Annotated in this window: 18 protein-coding genes; 8 read left to right on the forward strand and 10 right to left on the reverse strand. The window is 67.1% G+C overall.

The annotated features are described in order from the left end of the window. The first annotated feature begins 16 nt into the window (after positions 1–16). The gene (locus P0M04_RS31865) at positions 17–229 is read left to right on the forward strand and encodes a hypothetical protein (protein WP_259452495.1); all 213 of its coding nucleotides are present in this window, start codon (positions 17–19) and stop codon (positions 227–229) included. Between the two features lie 4 nt (positions 230–233). Here the strand turns inward: P0M04_RS31865 and P0M04_RS31870 are convergent, their stop codons facing one another. From P0M04_RS31870 to P0M04_RS31880, 3 genes are read right to left on the reverse strand one after another with little or no spacing between them, the layout of a single operon-like run. After that, the gene (locus P0M04_RS31870) at positions 234–788 is read right to left on the reverse strand and encodes a DUF4865 family protein (RefSeq protein ID WP_259452494.1); all 555 of its coding nucleotides are present in this window, start codon (positions 786–788) and stop codon (positions 234–236) included. Continuing rightward, positions 785–1,180 (reverse strand): tautomerase family protein, encoded by a 396-nt coding sequence (locus P0M04_RS31875; RefSeq protein ID WP_259452493.1) that lies wholly within the window; start codon positions 1,178–1,180, stop codon positions 785–787. The genes P0M04_RS31870 and P0M04_RS31875 overlap by 4 nt, the downstream gene beginning before the upstream one ends. A gap of 10 nt (positions 1,181–1,190) precedes the next feature. Continuing rightward, positions 1,191–1,499, reverse strand: a complete 309-nt coding sequence (locus P0M04_RS31880; protein WP_259452492.1) for a carboxymuconolactone decarboxylase family protein — start codon at positions 1,497–1,499, stop codon at positions 1,191–1,193. 100 nt (positions 1,500–1,599) lie between these two features. Here P0M04_RS31880 and P0M04_RS31885 point away from each other — a divergent pair, with 100 nt between their 5' ends. Next, entirely contained in the window at positions 1,600–2,448 is an 849-nt protein-coding gene (locus tag P0M04_RS31885) for a LysR substrate-binding domain-containing protein (RefSeq protein WP_259452491.1), read from the forward strand. 6 nt (positions 2,449–2,454) lie between these two features. Here the strand turns inward: P0M04_RS31885 and P0M04_RS31890 are convergent, their stop codons facing one another. Further along, complete coding sequence (locus P0M04_RS31890; protein WP_259452577.1) at positions 2,455–3,576, reverse strand: type IV pilus twitching motility protein PilT; 1,122 nt, start codon at positions 3,574–3,576, stop codon at positions 2,455–2,457. A gap of 197 nt (positions 3,577–3,773) precedes the next feature. On the opposite strand from P0M04_RS31890, the gene P0M04_RS31895 reads away from it, so the two are divergent. After that, complete coding sequence (locus P0M04_RS31895; protein WP_259452490.1) at positions 3,774–6,371, forward strand: glycoside hydrolase family 3 protein; 2,598 nt, start codon at positions 3,774–3,776, stop codon at positions 6,369–6,371. Between the two features lie 250 nt (positions 6,372–6,621). Continuing rightward, entirely contained in the window at positions 6,622–7,392 is a 771-nt protein-coding gene (locus tag P0M04_RS31900; RefSeq protein WP_259452489.1) for a head GIN domain-containing protein, read from the forward strand. Between the two features lie 34 nt (positions 7,393–7,426). Here the strand turns inward: P0M04_RS31900 and P0M04_RS31905 are convergent, their stop codons facing one another. From P0M04_RS31905 to purU, 6 genes are all read right to left on the reverse strand, one after another. Continuing rightward, the gene (locus P0M04_RS31905) at positions 7,427–9,709 is read right to left on the reverse strand and encodes a TonB-dependent receptor (RefSeq protein WP_259452488.1); all 2,283 of its coding nucleotides are present in this window, start codon (positions 9,707–9,709) and stop codon (positions 7,427–7,429) included. A 7-nt stretch (positions 9,710–9,716) separates the two neighbouring features. After that, positions 9,717–10,157 carry a YcnI family copper-binding membrane protein gene (locus P0M04_RS31910; protein WP_259452487.1) on the reverse strand — a complete coding sequence of 147 codons (441 nt, stop codon included), beginning with the start codon at positions 10,155–10,157 and terminating at the stop codon, positions 9,717–9,719. A 12-nt stretch (positions 10,158–10,169) separates the two neighbouring features. Beyond that, positions 10,170–10,616, reverse strand: coding sequence for a copper chaperone PCu(A)C (locus tag P0M04_RS31915; protein WP_259452486.1), 447 nt, complete (start codon positions 10,614–10,616; stop codon positions 10,170–10,172). A gap of 39 nt (positions 10,617–10,655) precedes the next feature. After that, the gene (locus tag P0M04_RS31920; RefSeq protein ID WP_259452485.1) at positions 10,656–11,042 is read right to left on the reverse strand and encodes a DUF2946 domain-containing protein; all 387 of its coding nucleotides are present in this window, start codon (positions 11,040–11,042) and stop codon (positions 10,656–10,658) included. Positions 11,043–11,108: 66 nt separating this feature from the next. Continuing rightward, a complete protein-coding gene (locus P0M04_RS31925; protein ID WP_259452484.1) occupies positions 11,109–11,651 on the reverse strand; it encodes a YaeQ family protein in 543 nt (180 codons plus the stop codon). A gap of 27 nt (positions 11,652–11,678) precedes the next feature. Next, the gene (purU, locus tag P0M04_RS31930; RefSeq protein WP_259452483.1) at positions 11,679–12,545 is read right to left on the reverse strand and encodes a formyltetrahydrofolate deformylase; all 867 of its coding nucleotides are present in this window, start codon (positions 12,543–12,545) and stop codon (positions 11,679–11,681) included. A 152-nt stretch (positions 12,546–12,697) separates the two neighbouring features. Here purU and P0M04_RS31935 point away from each other — a divergent pair, with 152 nt between their 5' ends. The 4 genes from P0M04_RS31935 (at position 12,698) to P0M04_RS31950 (ending at position 16,284) form a co-directional block, all read left to right on the forward strand. Beyond that, on the forward strand, positions 12,698–13,723 hold the full coding sequence (locus P0M04_RS31935) for an NADP-dependent oxidoreductase (protein ID WP_259452482.1): 1,026 nt from the start codon (positions 12,698–12,700) through the stop codon (positions 13,721–13,723). A 100-nt stretch (positions 13,724–13,823) separates the two neighbouring features. Next, the gene (locus tag P0M04_RS31940) at positions 13,824–14,183 is read left to right on the forward strand and encodes a KGG domain-containing protein (protein WP_259452481.1); all 360 of its coding nucleotides are present in this window, start codon (positions 13,824–13,826) and stop codon (positions 14,181–14,183) included. 141 nt (positions 14,184–14,324) lie between these two features. Then, positions 14,325–14,858 (forward strand): M48 family metallopeptidase, encoded by a 534-nt coding sequence (locus P0M04_RS31945; protein WP_259452480.1) that lies wholly within the window; start codon positions 14,325–14,327, stop codon positions 14,856–14,858. A gap of 187 nt (positions 14,859–15,045) precedes the next feature. Further along, the gene (locus tag P0M04_RS31950; RefSeq protein WP_259452479.1) at positions 15,046–16,284 is read left to right on the forward strand and encodes a porin; all 1,239 of its coding nucleotides are present in this window, start codon (positions 15,046–15,048) and stop codon (positions 16,282–16,284) included. Position 16,285: the final 1 nt, after the last annotated feature.

Consider the following 16,285-nt stretch of genomic DNA (forward strand, 5'->3'; position numbering starts at 1 on the left):
TCACAAGGAGAGTCATATGCCGACTTATCGCGTCTGGTACCGCAACAACGAAGAACCGCTGGAATTCGCCACCCCGGGCCGCATCAGCGAAGCCGAAATCGTCGAACACGTCCTCGAGCACGAGCGCATCGAACGGGGCGCGTCGAACCTGCAGGAACTCGTCGCCAGCCACAACCTGGCGCCCGTACGCTACACGGAAGACGAAAGCGAGATGAACGCGATCTGGTAGCGGATCACGCCGGCGCGGCGGACACATGGCCGACCGCGTACACGCACACCGCGGCGTTGGCCCCCGGTTCGCGGTCCCACAACCGGAAACGCACCAGCGTCCAGCCTCCCGGCTCATAGCCGGCGACCGCCGCGAGCGCGCCCCCGCCGTCGACCGCGTCCACGGCCAGGCGCGTTTCGCCGCTGCGCAACGCTTCCAGGTCGGTGCCGGGCGCGATCGGAATCCGCTCGACGGACGCGAAGCGCGCCCTCGCGAACCCGGGGCCGAGCTGCGCCTGCCACACGAGCCACGTCGCCACCGACGGCCTGCCGAACGCCTGCGACACGCCCGCGAATCCCGGGCCATTCAGGAACGCGTGCATCCCCTCGACCGTGTTCCAGACATAGAACGGCGCGTACGCGTTGTCCTGCGCCGGTCCGCTCTTGCGCGCGCTGAGATAGGCCTTGAACAGCAGCCCCGGAAAACCATCCGTCAGATGGCCCTTGTCCGCGATACGCCGGTCGATGATGCCCATGTCGTAGTCGGCCGGCAGCGGAAAGCGGTACTGCATCGCGATCATGGTCTCTGCTCCGCCAGCGGCGCCGCGATGCCGTTGCTGAACGACCAGTCGGCGTAGTCCGTCGTCTGGACGATGATCATCAGGTCTTCCGGCCGCAATCCGGGCGCTTCGGCCAGCAGGTCGGCAAGACGCTGGTAAAACGCCTGCTTGGTGTCCGCGTCGCGCGGCTTGCCGCCCGTGATGCAGACGAGCAGGAAGTCGTCGCTGCGCGGGCCGCCGAGGTAATCGCGGTCGAAGATCAGTTCCTCGGGGTCGTGCTGGTGAATGGCCTGGAAGCGGTCCGCGACGGGAATGCGGAAGGCGTCGACGAGGGCCTGGTGCACGGCGTCCGACACGGCGCGCAGGTAGTCGCGCGATTTGCCGCGGCGCAGGGAAATGCGGGCGAAGGGCATGGTGGTCTCCTCAATTCAGGTCGCCGAGCAGGCGCGCGGCGGTGGCGGCCGCGGGCCAGCCGGCATAAAAGGCCAGGTGCGTCACGACTTCTTCCAGCTCCTGCCGGGTGACGCCGTTGTCGAGCGCGGTCTGCAGGTGGAACGGCAGCTGGCCGTCGCGGCACAGCGCGACCAGGCAGGCGACCGTCACCAGGCTGCGGTCCCGTTTATTCAGCGCGTCCCGTTCCCACACTTCGCCGAACAGCACGCGGTCCGAGAGATCGGCCAGCGCCGGAACGGCACCGAGGGCGCGCCGGCCCAGGCCTGTCAGAGTCGTCATCGTCAGCTCCTTGGTTGGTTGACCACGCCATGATAGGAGCGCACGATGATTTAGAAAATCGAATATATTTGAACTGATAATTCAAAAAATCGGGATGATCATGCGTCGCACGAATTTCGACATGGATGCCCTGCGCAGTTTTTGCGAAGGCGTGGACCTCGGCAGTTTCGCGAAGGCGGCCGACCGGCTGGGACGGTCGACGTCGGCCATCAGCATGCAGATGAAGAAGCTGGAGGGACAGGCCGGCACGGACCTGCTGCGCAAGTCGGGGCGCGGCCTCGAGCTGACCGCGGCCGGCGAAACGCTGCTCGGCTACGCGCGCCGCATCCTCGACCTGAACGACGAGGCACGCACGGCACTGGCCGGGCTGGAGCTCGAAGGCACCGTCAGGTTGGGACTGCAGGAAGATTTTGGAGAGCGGCTATTGTCGAACGTCCTCGGCCGCTTCACGCGCAGCCATCCGGACCTGCAGATCGAGGCCGTCATCGCCCGCAACAGCGAACTCATCGCGCAACTGCAGGCCGGGAAGATCGATCTCGCGCTGGGCTGGCATACGGACGCGACGCTGCCGTACGTGGATTTGCTGGGCGACTATCCCATGCGCTGGATCGGGTCGGCCACCCAAGACCCCGCTCGCGAGCCGGTGCGCCTCGTCGCGCTGCAGGCGCCCTGCCTGATGCGCAAGGCGGCGACCGATGCGCTCGACCGGGCCGGCATTCCCTGGCGCGTCGTCTACACGAGCGCCAGCCTGGCGGGCATCTGGGCCGCGGTCGCGGCGGGGCTCGGCGTGACGGTCCGGACCAACCTGGGGCTACCCGGCGACGTGCGCGTGCTCGACGGCTTGCCGGCGCTGCCGGGCATCCGGCTCGCGCTGTACAGCGGCGCGGCGACGCCCTCCCCGGCCTGCAAGCGCATGGCGGCGCTCATCAAGGAACACATCGTGGGCTAACGCCCGTTACACCATCTCCGCGAACCCGATCCGGTCCGTGGTCGCCGCGCGCGCCTCGTCCACGCCGACCACGTGCGCGGCCAGCAGCGCTTCCAGCACGCTGTTCATCGTGTGGCAGCCGGGCCCGCGCCCCGCGTTCATGTGCGCGCGGATGGCGCCCAGGTCGCCCTCCTCGATCATCGCCGCGACGGCCGGGTTGATGGTGAGACACTCCGTCGCCAGGTGATAGCGATTGCCCTGCTTCGACGGCAGCAACGCCTGGCACAGCACGCCGCGCAGCGCGTGTGCGAGGGCCTGGCCCTGGGCGTCCGAATTGCCCAGCAGGCGCAGCATCTTTTGCAGGCCCAGCTCCGTCGAGCGCGCGTGCAAGGTGGCCAGCACGAGCGGGCCGGACTCGGCCAGCGCCAGCGCTTCCTGCGCGGTCTGGGCGTCGCGGATCTCGCCGATGACGATCACGTCCGGACGCTCGCGCAGCGCGTCCAGCGCGCCGAGGTAATAGCTTTCGACGTCGCCATCGATACCCACCTCGCGCTGCGTGATGATGCATTTGCGCTGCGGGATCAGGGTCTCGACCGGGTCTTCGATGGTGATGATGTGGCCCGAGCGCTGTTTGTTGATCTCGTCGAGCATGGACGCGATCGTCGTCGACTTGCCCTGGCACGTGTCGCCGATGATCAGCACGAGGCCACTGGTCAGGCGCGCGAATTCGCGCTCGTCGGCGTGCAGGCCGAGGGTGTCCAGCGCCAGCGGTTCCTTCGGGAAGCGGCGGATCACGCAGCCCAGGCGCTTCTTGCCCTGGAAGCTGAAGCAGTTGGCGCGGATGCGCGCCGTGTGCAGGTCGATCGAGCGGTCGAAGGCGCGGTCGACGATGCGCTCGGCCCAGTTCGGCTCGATGACGTCGAAGAACTCTTCCAGCTCTTCCTTCGTGATGGGCGAGTCCGTCACCGCGACGAGGCCCTTCGGCTGGCGCAGCATCAGCGGACTGTTCTGGTGAATGATGATGTCGGAAAACACCAGCTTCGAATTCAGCAGGTGCAATATCTGCTCGACCAGGGTGCCGAACACCGGATGGTCTTCGTTTTCGATATACGACAGGGTGGGAATCTGCGAGGACTGGTGGTATTCCATCATGCTTCGACGTGTTCAAACAGGCTCGGCTGAGCGATTCATTCATTATAAAACCGGCATCCTGTCAAAATTCCAACTGGAAAGATATTTTTTCTAACACCAAGCTTCGACCGTGCCTTGGCCGCCACATCGCATCAACTGTTAGCGCTATACATTTTCGTGTTAGCATCTTTGAAAATTTATAACAGGAGACTACGATGACTCGCCACATCCCCTTTCCGCTTGCACCGCTGGCACTCGCCGCCCTCTTCGCCACCGCACCCGCGCTGGCCCAGCAGGATCCGGCAGCCCGCGCCGCCAACCTCGTCGCCCAGATGACGCTCGAGGAAAAGGCCGCGCAACTGGGCAACGACGCACCCGCGATCCCGCGCCTGAAGATCCCGAAATACAACTGGTGGAACGAAGGCCTGCACGGCGTCGCGCGGGCCGGTTACGCGACCGTGTTCCCGCAGGCCGTCGGCATGGCCGCGACGTGGGACGAGGCGCTGATGCACGACGTGGGCGACGTCATCGCGACGGAATTCCGCGCCAAGTATCTCGCCACGCGCGCGCCCGACGGCGGCACGGACTGGTACCGCGGCCTCACCGTGTGGTCGCCCAACATCAACATCTTCCGCGACCCGCGCTGGGGCCGCGGCCAGGAAACCTATGGCGAAGACCCGCACCTGACGTCACGCATCGCCATCAACTTCATCCACGGCCTGCAGGGCGACGACGCCGCTTCGTACAAGACGATCGCCACCGCAAAACACTTCGCCGTGCACAGCGGCCCCGAATCGAACCGCCACCGTGAGGACGTCCACCCGTCGCCGCACGACCTCGAGGACACGTATCTGCCGGCGTTCCGCGCCACCGTCACGGAAGGTAAAGTCGCTTCCGTCATGTGCGCCTACAACGCCGTCAACGGCATCCCCGCGTGCGCCAGCGACGACCTGATGGAGCAGCACCTGCGCCGCGCCTGGGGTTTCAAGGGCTTCGTCGTGTCGGACTGCGGCGCCGCCGCCAACATCTACCGCGACGACAGCCTGCATTACACGAAGACGCCCGAGCAGGCCGTGGCCGCGTCGTTCAGCGCCGGCATGGACCTGATCTGCGGCGACTACCGCAACAAGATGACGACGGAGGCCGGTCCCATCGTCAACGCCGTGCGCCAGGGAGAATTGAAGGAAGCCGTCGTCGACCGCGCGCTCGTGCGCCTGTTCGAATACCGCATCCGCCTCGGCCTCCTCGACCCGAATCCGCCGCAGGCGTACGCCGCCATCAAGCCGACCGACAACGACACCCCGGCGCACCGCGCCGTCGCGCTGAAGGCGGCCCAGGAAGCGATGGTGCTGCTGAAGAACGACGGCCTGCTGCCGTTGAAAAAGACGCCGAAGACCATCGCCGTCATCGGCCCGAACGCGGACAGCGAGGATGCGCTGGTCGGCAACTACAACGGCCAGCCGTCGCATCCGGTCACGGTGCTGGCCGGTATCCGCGCCCGCTTCCCGGACGCGAAGGTCGTGTACGCGCCGGGCACGGGCCTCGTCGGCCCGGCTGAGCCGCCCGTGCCGGATGCGAACCTGTGCGTGGACGCCGCGTGCCGCACGCCGGGCCTGAAGGCCGAGCATTTCGATGGCCCGGACCTGGCCGGCACGGCGCAGAGTGCCGTCGAAAAGAACGCCCGCGCCGCGTGGCAGGAAGGCGGCCACAATGCGTCCGCGCGCTGGACCGGCTATCTGAAAGCGCCCCGCACGGGCGACTACAGCCTGCGCTACCTGAGCAACGCCGGCTACCGCATCTGGATCGACGGCAAGCAGGTCGTCGATGCGTGGGACGTCACGGACTCGCCGTCGATCGAGTCGGGCAAGGCGAAGCTGCAGGCAGGTAAAACGTATCCGATCCGGATCGAGGCCGTGCAGCGCGGCGCCCGCGGCGACCAGAAACTCCTGTGGAGCACGCCGATCGATGGCGGCAAGGAAGCCGTCGACCTGGCGCGCCGCGCGGACCTCGTCGTGTTCGTGGCTGGTCTGTCCGCCAACCTGGAAGGCGAAGAACTGAAACTGCAGGTGCCTGGCTTCAATGGCGGGGACCGCACGAGCCTCGACCTCCCCGCGCCGCAGGAGCGCCTGCTCGAACAGGTCGTCGGCACCGGCAAGCCGACCGTGCTCGTGCTGATGAGCGGCAGCGCGCTGTCCGTCAACTGGGCGCACAAGCACGTGCCGGCGATCGTCCAGGCCTGGTATCCGGGCGGTGAAGGCGGCCACGCCGTGGCAGGCCTGATCGCGGGCGACTACAGCCCGGCGGGCCGCCTGCCCGTCACGTTCTACCGCGGCGTGGAGGGTCTGCCGGCGTTCACCGACTACCGCATGGACGGCCGCACCTACCGCTATTTCAAGGGCGACGTCCTGTACCCGTTCGGCCACGGCCTGTCGTACACGACGTTCCGCTACGGGACGCCGGCACTGTCGGCACCGTCCGTCGCGGCGGGCAGCCCGGTGAATGTCGACGTCGAGGTGGCCAACACGGGCAAGCGCGACGGCGACGAAGTCGTCCAGCTGTACGTGGCCAAGCCGGGCGACGGCGCCAACCCGACCCTGGCGGGCTTCCGCCGCATCCACCTGAAGGCGGGCGAGCGCAAGCGCGTCACGCTGGCGCTGGATGCGCGCGCCCTGTCGCAGGTCGACGCGGCCGGCGCGCGCAAGGTCGTGCCGGGCGCGTACACGGTCTACGTGGGCGGCGGCCAGCCGGCGCATGCGCAGACGGTCAAGGCGGCGCTGGCGGTGACCGGGGCGGCGTCGAACCTGCCGAAGTAAGCTTTGGCACGTTACCGAGAGACCGTCATCCCCGCGCAGGCGGGGATCCAATTTTGCATCAGCAGCCGAAACGCATGCAGAACTTGGGTCCCCGCCTCCGCGGGGACGACGTGATACGTGCGCGTTTCAGCCCGCGTGCGTGCATTCCGCTCCGGTTTTCATGCGTTTTGTCGCAAACCGGTACCCCGCCCGCCGGCTCCCGCATACGATGTGCACATCGACACCATCCATGCACACCAGGGAGAACATCATGACGAACAATAAGACCCGCCGTTTCCTGCTCGCAGCCTGCGCCCTCGCCTGCATCGCCCTCGCACCGCAGGCCCAAGCCGGTGACTGGCCCTGGAGCAAGAGCGAACAGGTGCAAGGCAGCGGCCGCGTGCAAAGCCAGGCACGCGACGTCGCCCACTTCAGCGGTCTCGCCTTGTCCCTGCAGGGCAACGTCGAAATCCGGAGCGGCAGCGGCCGCGAAGGCGTGACGGTCGAGGCGGACGACAACCTGCTGCCGCTGATCGAAACCGTCGTCGAAGACGGCACCCTGAAGATCCGCGCCAAGCGCAACACGAACCTGCGCACCCGCAACCTGAAGGTCGTCGTGCAGGCGCGCGACATCGACCGCCTGGCGCTGGGCGGCTCCGGCAACATCGACGCCGACGTCGTCCGCGGCAGCCGCGTGCGCTTCGACGTGGGCGGCTCGGGTTCCATCAAGGTCCGCAAGCTCGAAGGCGAATCCGTCAACGTCGCCCTCGGCGGCAGCGGCAACCTGCAAGTCGAGGACGGCACGGCGCGCAGTACGTCGATCTCGATCGGCGGCTCCGGCACCGTCGACATGGGCCATGTGCGCACCGAGAACGCCAGCGTCACCGTGGCCGGCTCCGGCGACGCCACGCTGTGGGTGCGCGACAGCCTGAGCCTCACTGTCGCCGGTTCCGGCGACGTCAATTACTACGGCGATCCGCAGGTCACGCGCTCGGTGGTCGGCTCGGGCAACGTGAAACGCCTGGGCGCCTCGCCGAAGTGAGGGTTCGGTGGGCACGTGGTGCCCACCTTCTGCCTCACAAATCCCACCGCACCTCGGCCACGACGGTCCGCTGCGTGTACGGGTGAAACGCCCAGTAGGTGCGGTCGCCCAGGTTGTCCACCCCGACCGCCGCGCTCCAGTGGCGGTCGAACCGGTAGCGCACCCGCGCATCGAACACGAGGTAGTCCGACACCCCCATGTACGCGTCGCCATTCGGGTCGCTGTTGTCCAGCGTCCCGTACTGGCGGCCGCTGTAGCGCCCACCCAGGGTCGCGGTCCAATGGTCGTTCGCCTTCCACGTCGCCAGCATCGTCGCGCGCCAGCGCGGCACCCGCGGCTGCCATTTGCCCACGCTGGCGGGGAACCCGGCATTCTCGGCGATGATGGAATCGGCGTACGTGAGGCTGCCCGTCAGGTCGAGTCCCTTCACCCCGACGTCGTCCGCCTGCGCAGAAGCTTCGAGACCATTTGTGCGGATGCGGCCCACGTTCTGCACCGTGTTCACCGTCGTGCCGGCGGCGACGAGCAGCGGCTGCGAGTACAGCGCGTCGCGCGTCGTTTCGCGGAACAGCGTCACGCGCAGCGAACCCTTGTCGTGCAGCGTTTCGGCCGACAGCTCGCTCGTCCACGATTTTTCCGCCTTGAGGTTCGGGTTGCTGTTGACGATGGCGTTGTCGACGATGGAACCCTGGAACAGCTCGGCCGCCGTCGGGTTGCGCACGGCGCGGCCCGTCGACGCCTTCAAGGTCCAGTCGGGATGCACGCGCCACGACAGCGCGGCCTTCGGCGACCACGCCGTCTCGCTCCGTGACGGGAACGCCAGCGGCGCCGCCAGCACGGCGTTCGACAATTCTCCGCCGTACGCGCGCCACCGTTCGAAGCGGGCGCCGACCGTCACACGCCAGGCGTCGCCAATGCGCCAGTTGTCCTGCGCATACAGGCTCTCCAGCCACGTGTTGCCGTTGAAGACCGAGACCTGCCGGCCGTCGCCCGCGTGCAGCCAGTCTGCCGTACTGCCGAACACGCGGGTGCGCAACCGCGCGTGGTCCGACTGCAGCCCGAATTCGACCGTGTGGGCTTCCGGCCGCCAGATGCCCTTCAATGCGAACGTGTTCCAGCCGCTGCCGTGCATGTCCGTGACCTGGCCCGCGCCGTTCGTGTCGGCATCGGGCACCAGCACGGTCGGCGTGCGCACGAGATCGCGCGCATAGTCGTAGAGACTCGCGGCGATCTCCCAGTCGAACGCGTCGCGGCTGTGCTTCTTCAGCGACAGCCCGTGCATCGCGTGTTCCAGCGTGCCGCGGCTGGGCGCGAAATCGGAGGCGCGGATGTCGTACGTGCGGCCGTCGATGTTCACGCGAGGCGCGGTGACGACCGGGTTGCCGGCCGCATCGCGCAGGTACGATTCGGCCACGCGTTTCGCCTCGTTGCGCCACCAGCCGAACGTGTAGCTGGCGCGCAGCTGCGGCGTGATGTCCCACGCGAGCTTGAGTTTCGCGTGGTCCTGCACGGTGTGCGTCTGGCTCGTCGCGCCGATCAGCCACCAGTCCCTGTTCGACGGATTGCGGCCGGCCACGGCGCCCGTCACGGGCACGCCGCCGCCCGCAGTGCTCCCACCTTGCACGCCGGTCGACAAAAGTTTGTTCGCGAACCCGATGGGCTGCGCATCGCTGTCGAGCCGCGACACGTCGATCCAGTACGACCACGCGCCGCTGCGGTCGCCCAGCGAGGCGCTGCCCTGCCAGCCGTTGTAGCGATCATCGGTGCGGTACAGGTTGAAATCTTGCGCGTAGCCGGACAGCTTGACGTGGGCTTCGCGCTTCACCGGCATGCGGGTCTGGAAGTCGACGACGGCGCCGACGGCATTGCCCGGATACGCGGCCGCGAACGGGCCGTACAGCACGTCGACGCGCTCGATCTCTTCCGGCGTGACGAGGCCCCAGCGCGGCGTGTACGTGGCGCCGTTGCCGAGCAGGTTGGACAAAAGGATCCCATCCGCGTACACGAGCGAGCGCGCGCTGTTGCCCGTGCCGGACGCGCGGCTCGCGAGCACGGCGTGGTCGTAGTCGCCCGTGTAGCGCTTGCGCACGTTCAGGCTGGGCAGGTATTTGAGCGCGTCCTCGCTGTCCACGGCGTTGATCCGGTCCTCGACCTGGGCGCCCGTGATGCCTTCGATCGTCGTCGGAATCTGTGCGGGCAGCGACGTGGGGCGGCCGCCCGTGATGACCACGGTTTCCAGGTGCGTGTCGTCGGCATGGACGTGCGCAGCCACGCACGCCAGTGCGGCGAGCGCGAGGCGATGATGTTGGAATCGCATGGGCACCTCAGTGATGGTGCATGGGCATCGCGGCGGGCGTGACTTCCAGCCCCGGCGCGGGCGTCTTCGATTCGGGTGTCGTGTCGGCCCAGTCCATGCGCCCCTTCTCGCATTGCTGGCCGACCTTGAACACCAGGCGGCCCGGCGCGTCCGGCAACTTCGCCTGCAGCGTGAACTCGTCGTAGTACGCGTCCGGCAGCGGCCCGCCGCGCCAGCTGATCTCATGCGGGGCCAGCGCAATGGTCCAGCCCGGCTTGGGCATCGGCTTCGCCGTCACGCCTTCCGGCCACTGCACCGTGATGCCGGTCGTGGCGCTGCCGGCGCAGCCGTGACCGACCTTGAACACGAGGGTCTGATACGCGCCGGCCGGCGCGCTGGCCGGGGCGATGGTGATATGGGCGTGCGCCAGCGGCGCCGCGAGCAAGGCGGCGATCCAGAATGCTTTCATCACAGGCTCCCGTCAGTGCGCTGCAGTGTAGGTGAGCGGTTTGACCGGCACCTGCACGGTGACGTTCTCGCGCTTCTTGTCGGACCCGACGAAGGTCAAGGTCAGCGGCACCTGCTGGCCTTCCTTGAGCTGCTGCTTCAGGTCGAACAGCATGACGTGGTAGCCGCCGGACGACAGGTTGACGGGCTGGTTGGCCGGCAGGTCGATGCCGTCGACTTTCTGCATGCGCATCGTCTGGCCTTCCATGGCCATCTGGTGGACTTCGGCGCGGCCCGCGACGGGGCTTTGCACGTCGACGAGGCGCGTGGCCTTGGGCGAACGCAGCTGCATGAAGGCGCCGGCCGTCTTCTGGGCCGGCACGGTGGCGCGGATCCACGGGTCGCCGACGGTCACCTGGGCGAACGCGGCGGACGACGTGAACAGGCTGGCCGCGGCCAGCACGAGGAATGATTTGAACATGACTTTACCTGACAAAAAATGGATCGAAGAAAAACGGAGTCAGGCAAAGACGGGAGGACCGCGCGGCACGGCCGCCAGCCAGACGGCGAGCGGACGGGGCGCATGATGGAACAGGAATGGACGCATTTCCGCGCCGTCGACGGGCGCCAGCGGCGCGTGCACGGGCGGCGGCAGGCCGTGGCTGCCCGCATGGGTGAGGCAGTAGCCGCAATCGTCCAGGACGCTCATGCCGGCATGGTCGTCCTGCACGAGCAGCGCGGCCGCGGCGGCGAACGAGGCGCCGCCGTCGACGCTGCAGACGTCCAGCGGAATCGTGGGCCGGCTCGCGGCCAGCGCATGCGAGACCGTCGGCGCGAGCGCGTTCAGCAGCACGGCGAACAGTGCCAGCCACACGAAACGCAGGCGTCTTGTCGAACGAATCAGCATGAACCGATTATAGCCGCGGTTGCACCGCGTGGCGCACGCGCGGCCTGTGACAAATTGTCCAGTCGATCAGCGCTCGGCCATCAGGATCTCGCGCTCGACCTGCACGGTCTGCTGCCCGTCGGTCAGCCACACCTGGCCGTCCTGGATCGTGCACTGCAGCTGCATCGAGCGCTGGGCCATCTGCTCCAGCTGGGCGCTCGTTTCCGCCGGGATATTGATGATGGAGATCTTCCTGGTGCGTTCGAGCTTGCTGGCCAGGCCCTTGAACCAGATGTTGCTGGTGGCGCTGTAGCTGTACACGACCACGTGTTCGGCGCGGCCGGCCGCCTTCATGAGGCGGCGTTCGTCGGGCTGGCCGACCTCGATCCAGAGGTCGATGGCGCCGGTCAGGTCCTTGAGCCACAGTGCGGGCTCTTCGACGTCGAACAGGTCCTTGCCGTACGCGAGCGCCGGGTCGGCGTGCAAGGCGAAGGCGAGCAGGCGGATCATCACGCGCTCGTCGGTTTCCGAAGGATGCCGCGCGATCGTGAGCGCGTGCTCCTGGTAGTAGTTGCGGTCCATGTCCGCAATGCTGAGGTCTGCCTTGTAAATCGTAGCTTTCAGGGCCATGCTTAAGTGTTGCCTATGTTTTATGGTTCAGCTGAACACGACGGTCTTGTCGCCGTTCAGCAGGATACGGTGTTCCACGAACCACTTGACCGCGCGCGCCAGCACGACGCTCTCGACGTCGCGGCCGATGGCCGTCAGCTGGTCCACGCTCATGGCGTGGTCGACGCGCTCGACGTCCTGCTCGATGATCGGCCCTTCGTCCAGGTCGCCCGTGACGAAGTGGGCCGTCGCACCGATCAGCTTGACGCCGCGGCGATGCGCCTGCGCATACGGACGTGCGCCCTTGAAGCTGGGCAGGAACGAATGGTGGATATTGATCGCCCTGCCCTTCAAGGCATCGCACAGCCCCGGCGACAGGATCTGCATGTAGCGCGCCAGCACGACCAGGTCGATGCGGTGCGTGTCCAGCAGTTCGATGATGCGCGCCTCCTGGGCGAGCTTCGCCGATTCGCTGGCACCGGCCTCGAGCGGCAAGTGGTGGAACGGGATATTGTAACTGGCCGCGAGCTGGTAGAAGTCCATGTGGTTCGACACGATGGCCGGAATCTCCACCGGCAGCAGGCCGCTGCGGTAGCGGAACAGCAGGTCGTTGAGGCAGTGGCCGATCTTCGACACCATGATCAGCACGCGCGGCTTGCGCTTGGCGTCGTGCAACGCACCGTCCGCGCCCAGGTCCTCGCACAGCGAGCCGAAGCCGGCGCGCAGCAGTTCGTCGGACATCGCATCGTCTTCCAGCGCGAAGTGCACGCGCATGAAGAACAGTTTCGATTCCGGATCGCCAAACTGGGCCGAGTCGATGATGTTGCAGCCATGTTCGGCCAGGAAGCCCGAGACGCGCAGCACGATACCGCGGTGGTCCAGGCAGGACAAGGTCAGGATATATTCTGGATACATTGCTGGAAACTTCAGAATGGTTGAGATTGACTTAGCCCGGCCATTGTCGCATGGATTGCCATTCCGGCATTTCCCCAACACCGGGGTCAGAGCCCGATTTAAAGAAATTGCCCAAAACCGGGCTCTGACCCCGGTTTCAACAGGAGACGTCAATGACCATCAACCGGCAGTTCCGCCTCGCCGCCCGCCCCGTCGGCATGCCCAAGGCCACCGACTGGCAGCCGACCGAGGAACCCCTCGCGCCGCTGCAGGACGGCGAGGTGCGCGTGCGCGTGCTGTACCTCTCGCTCGATCCGGCCATGCGCGGCTGGATGAACGAGGGCAAATCGTACATCCGTCCCGTCGCCATCGGCGAAGTGATGCGCGCGGGCGGGGTCGGCGTCGTCGAGGCGTCGAACTCGCCGCACGTGGCCGTGGGCGACACCTTGACCGGCAGCTTCGGCGTGCAGCAATACTGGACGGGCCCCGTCGACGCGAAGGCCGCCGCGGCCATGAAGATCGATCCAGCCCTCGCCCCGCTGCCGGCCTGGCTGAACGTGCTGGGCATGCCCGGCATGACCGCGTACTTCGGCCTCACGGACATCGGCCAGCCGAAGGCCGGCGACACCGTCGTCGTGTCGGCGGCGGCGGGCGCCGTGGGCGCGACGGTGGGCCAGGTGGCGAAGCAGCTGGGATGCCGCGTCGTGGGCATTGCCGGTGGGCCGGACAAATGCCGCTACGTGGTCGAGGAACTCGGATTCGACGCGTGCATCGACTACAAGGCGGGCGAGGTCCCCGCGGGCCTCAAGGAACATTGCCCGCAGGGCGTGGACGTTTATTTCGACAACGTGGGCGGCGACATCCTCGACGCCGTGCTGGCCCGCATCAACCTGAAGGCGCGCATCGTGATCTGCGGGGCGATCTCGCAGTACAACAACACGACGCCCGTGCGCGGCCCGGCCAATTACCTGTCGCTGCTCGTGAACCGGGCGCGCATGGAAGGGATGGTGGTCTTCGACTACGCCGCGCGCTATCCGGAGGGCGTGCAACGCCTCGGCGCCTGGCTGCAGGCAGGGGCGATCAAGAGCCGCGAACACGTGGTCGAAGGCCTCGACAACTTCCCGGATGCCCTCACGATGCTGTTCGAAGGGAAGAACTTCGGGAAGCTGGTGCTGAAGGTCGCCGACGACGCACATTGAACCAACCGCACGCCGCCGGAACCATTTGATCCCCTGCCTCTCTAACCGCACGAGCGCATCCATGAACGCTCGTTGATAGTTCAGGCACAAGGAGATCGATATGGCGACAAGCAAGGAAGGCGGCAAGGGCGCTGCCGACTCCGGCGGCAACGAGCAGAAAAGCCAGCCGGCCAAGCGCGGTTTCGCTGCGATGGACCAGAACCAGCAGCGTCAAATCGCCAGCAAGGGCGGCCAGGCCGCCCACCAGAAGGGCACGGCGCACGAATTCGATTCGGAAGAAGCGCGCCGGGCGGGCCAGAAAGGCGGGGAAGTGGTCAGCCGCAACCGCGCCCACATGGCCGACATCGGCCGCAAGGGCGGGGAAAGCCGGCAATCGGCCAACCGCGCCGCCGCCGCCGCGAAATCGGGCAACCAATCGGGCAACCAGGCGGGCAACCGCCAGGGCGGCAAGGAGTCATGACATCCGGGGCTCCCGGCCGCGCCCGGGCCGGTCCCCTCACCACAGCGCGCAAGCGCCGACCGCGCCGCCGTGCCGGGCGCGGTCGTTCATCGCATTGCAAGAGATGCACCTGGCACATGGGCGTGCTACAGTTCCATACTTATGTCCACCGTTTCCCACCTCAAATACCTGGCGGCGTACCCCGCGCACATCCTGACCCAGGTCGAGCGCCTGATCGCCGACAACCGGCTGGCCGACCACCTGCGCCAGCGCTATCCCGACGCGCACGACGTCCGCACGGACAAGGCCTTGTACGGCTACGTGCAGGATTTGAAAGATGAATATCTGCGCAACGCCGAGCCCGTCGCTAAGGTCGCCTACGACAGCAAGATCGGCATCGTGCAGCAGGCCCTGGGCCTGCACACCGCGATCTCGCGCGTGCAGGGCAACCGGCTGAAAGCCAAGCACGAGATCCGCATCGGCACCGTGTTCCGCGACGCGCCGCCGGCCTTCCTGCGCATGATCGCCGTGCACGAACTGGCCCACCTGAAGGAAAAGGACCACGACAAGGCCTTTTATAAACTGTGCTGCTGGATGGAGCCGGACTACCATCAGTTCGAATTCGACGTGCGGTTATATCTCACACAACTGGAGCTCGGCGGTGGCCGATTGTGGGGCAATCCCTCGTTGTCGTAACACAACAGGATATTGAACGTCGGCCGCTCCCGGCCGAAAGCGGTCGACTTTCCCATGCGCAAGTATTACAGTGAATTCCGCGCTCCCTGCGCCCCGTGTCTGCCCATCTCCGCAGGCTGATGTGAATTCCCGGTCGTCTCGACCGCAGCGCAATCCGCCGGTCCAGCCGGCCCATCCGTCGACACACATGCAGCAACAACGCCTCGTTCAATTCCTGTTCCTTTCGCTGTCCGGACTTGCCCTGGCCGGCGCCGCCCGCGCCCAGGACAAGCCGGACTGGCGCATTTCCGGCTTCGGTACGCTGGGCGTCGCGCACGCCAGCGAACGCGAGGCGGATTACACCTCGTCCGTCTTCAAGATCAGCGGCACCGGCGCCACGCGCCGCTGGAGCACCGACGTCGACACGCGCCTCGGCGTGCAACTCGACGCCACGCTCGCGCGGCACTGGACGGCCGTGCTGCAGGTGGTCAGCGAACAGGGCCTCGACAACACGTACCGGCCGCGCGTCGAATGGGCGAACATCAAGTACCAGGCGACGCCCGAGCTGGCGCTGCGCGTCGGCCGTATCGCCCTGCCCATCTTCCTGACGGCGGACTACCGCAAGGTCGGCTATGCGTATCCGTGGGTGCGCCCGCCGGTCGAAGGCTACAACGTCATGCCCGTGACGAGCAGCGACGGCATCGACGCCACCCTGCGCTGGGGCTTGGGACCGGTCCGCAATGCGTCGCAGGTGTTCTACGGCCACAGCTCGGTGCCGCTGATCGCGCCGCTGCACGTGTACGGGCGGCGCGGCATCGGCATCTCCAACACGAGCGACTGGGGCGCGCTCAGCGTGCGCGCCAACGTGCTCAGCGCCGAGATCTCCAGCGACATCGGCGCCGACCTGTTCCATGCCTTCGACGCCTTCGGCCCCATCGGCCAGGATCTGACCCGGCGCTATGCGATGGACCACAAGCGCATGACGCTCGCGAATATCGGCGTGAACTACGACCCCGGTTCGTGGTTCGTGATGGCCGAAGCGGGCCGCACGGTCAGCCATTCGTTCCTCGGCGCGACGCGCAGCGCCTACGTCAGCGCGGGCTGGCGCTGGCAGGCGTTCACGCCGTACGCGACGTACGCGCGCGTGCGCGCCGCGGGCGCGACGACGGATCCCGGCCTGCCGGTGGCCGCCCTGCCCCCAGGGCTGGCGCCGACGGCGGCGGCGCTCAACGGCGGCCTGAACTTCCTCTTGTGGACGATCCCGCAACAGACGTCGCAGGCGGTGGGCGTGCGCTGGGACCTGCGCACGAACATGGCCCTCAAGCTGCAATACGACCGCGTCACGCCGCTGGAAGACTCGCGCGGGACCTTCATCAACCCGACGCCGCGCTTCGCGCCCGGGCACCCGGTCCACGTGGCCAGCGTCGCACTCGACTTCGTGTACTAGC

This window comes from Telluria mixta, assembly GCF_029223865.1.
Taxonomy (GTDB): Bacteria; Pseudomonadota; Gammaproteobacteria; order Burkholderiales; family Burkholderiaceae_D; genus Telluria; species Telluria mixta.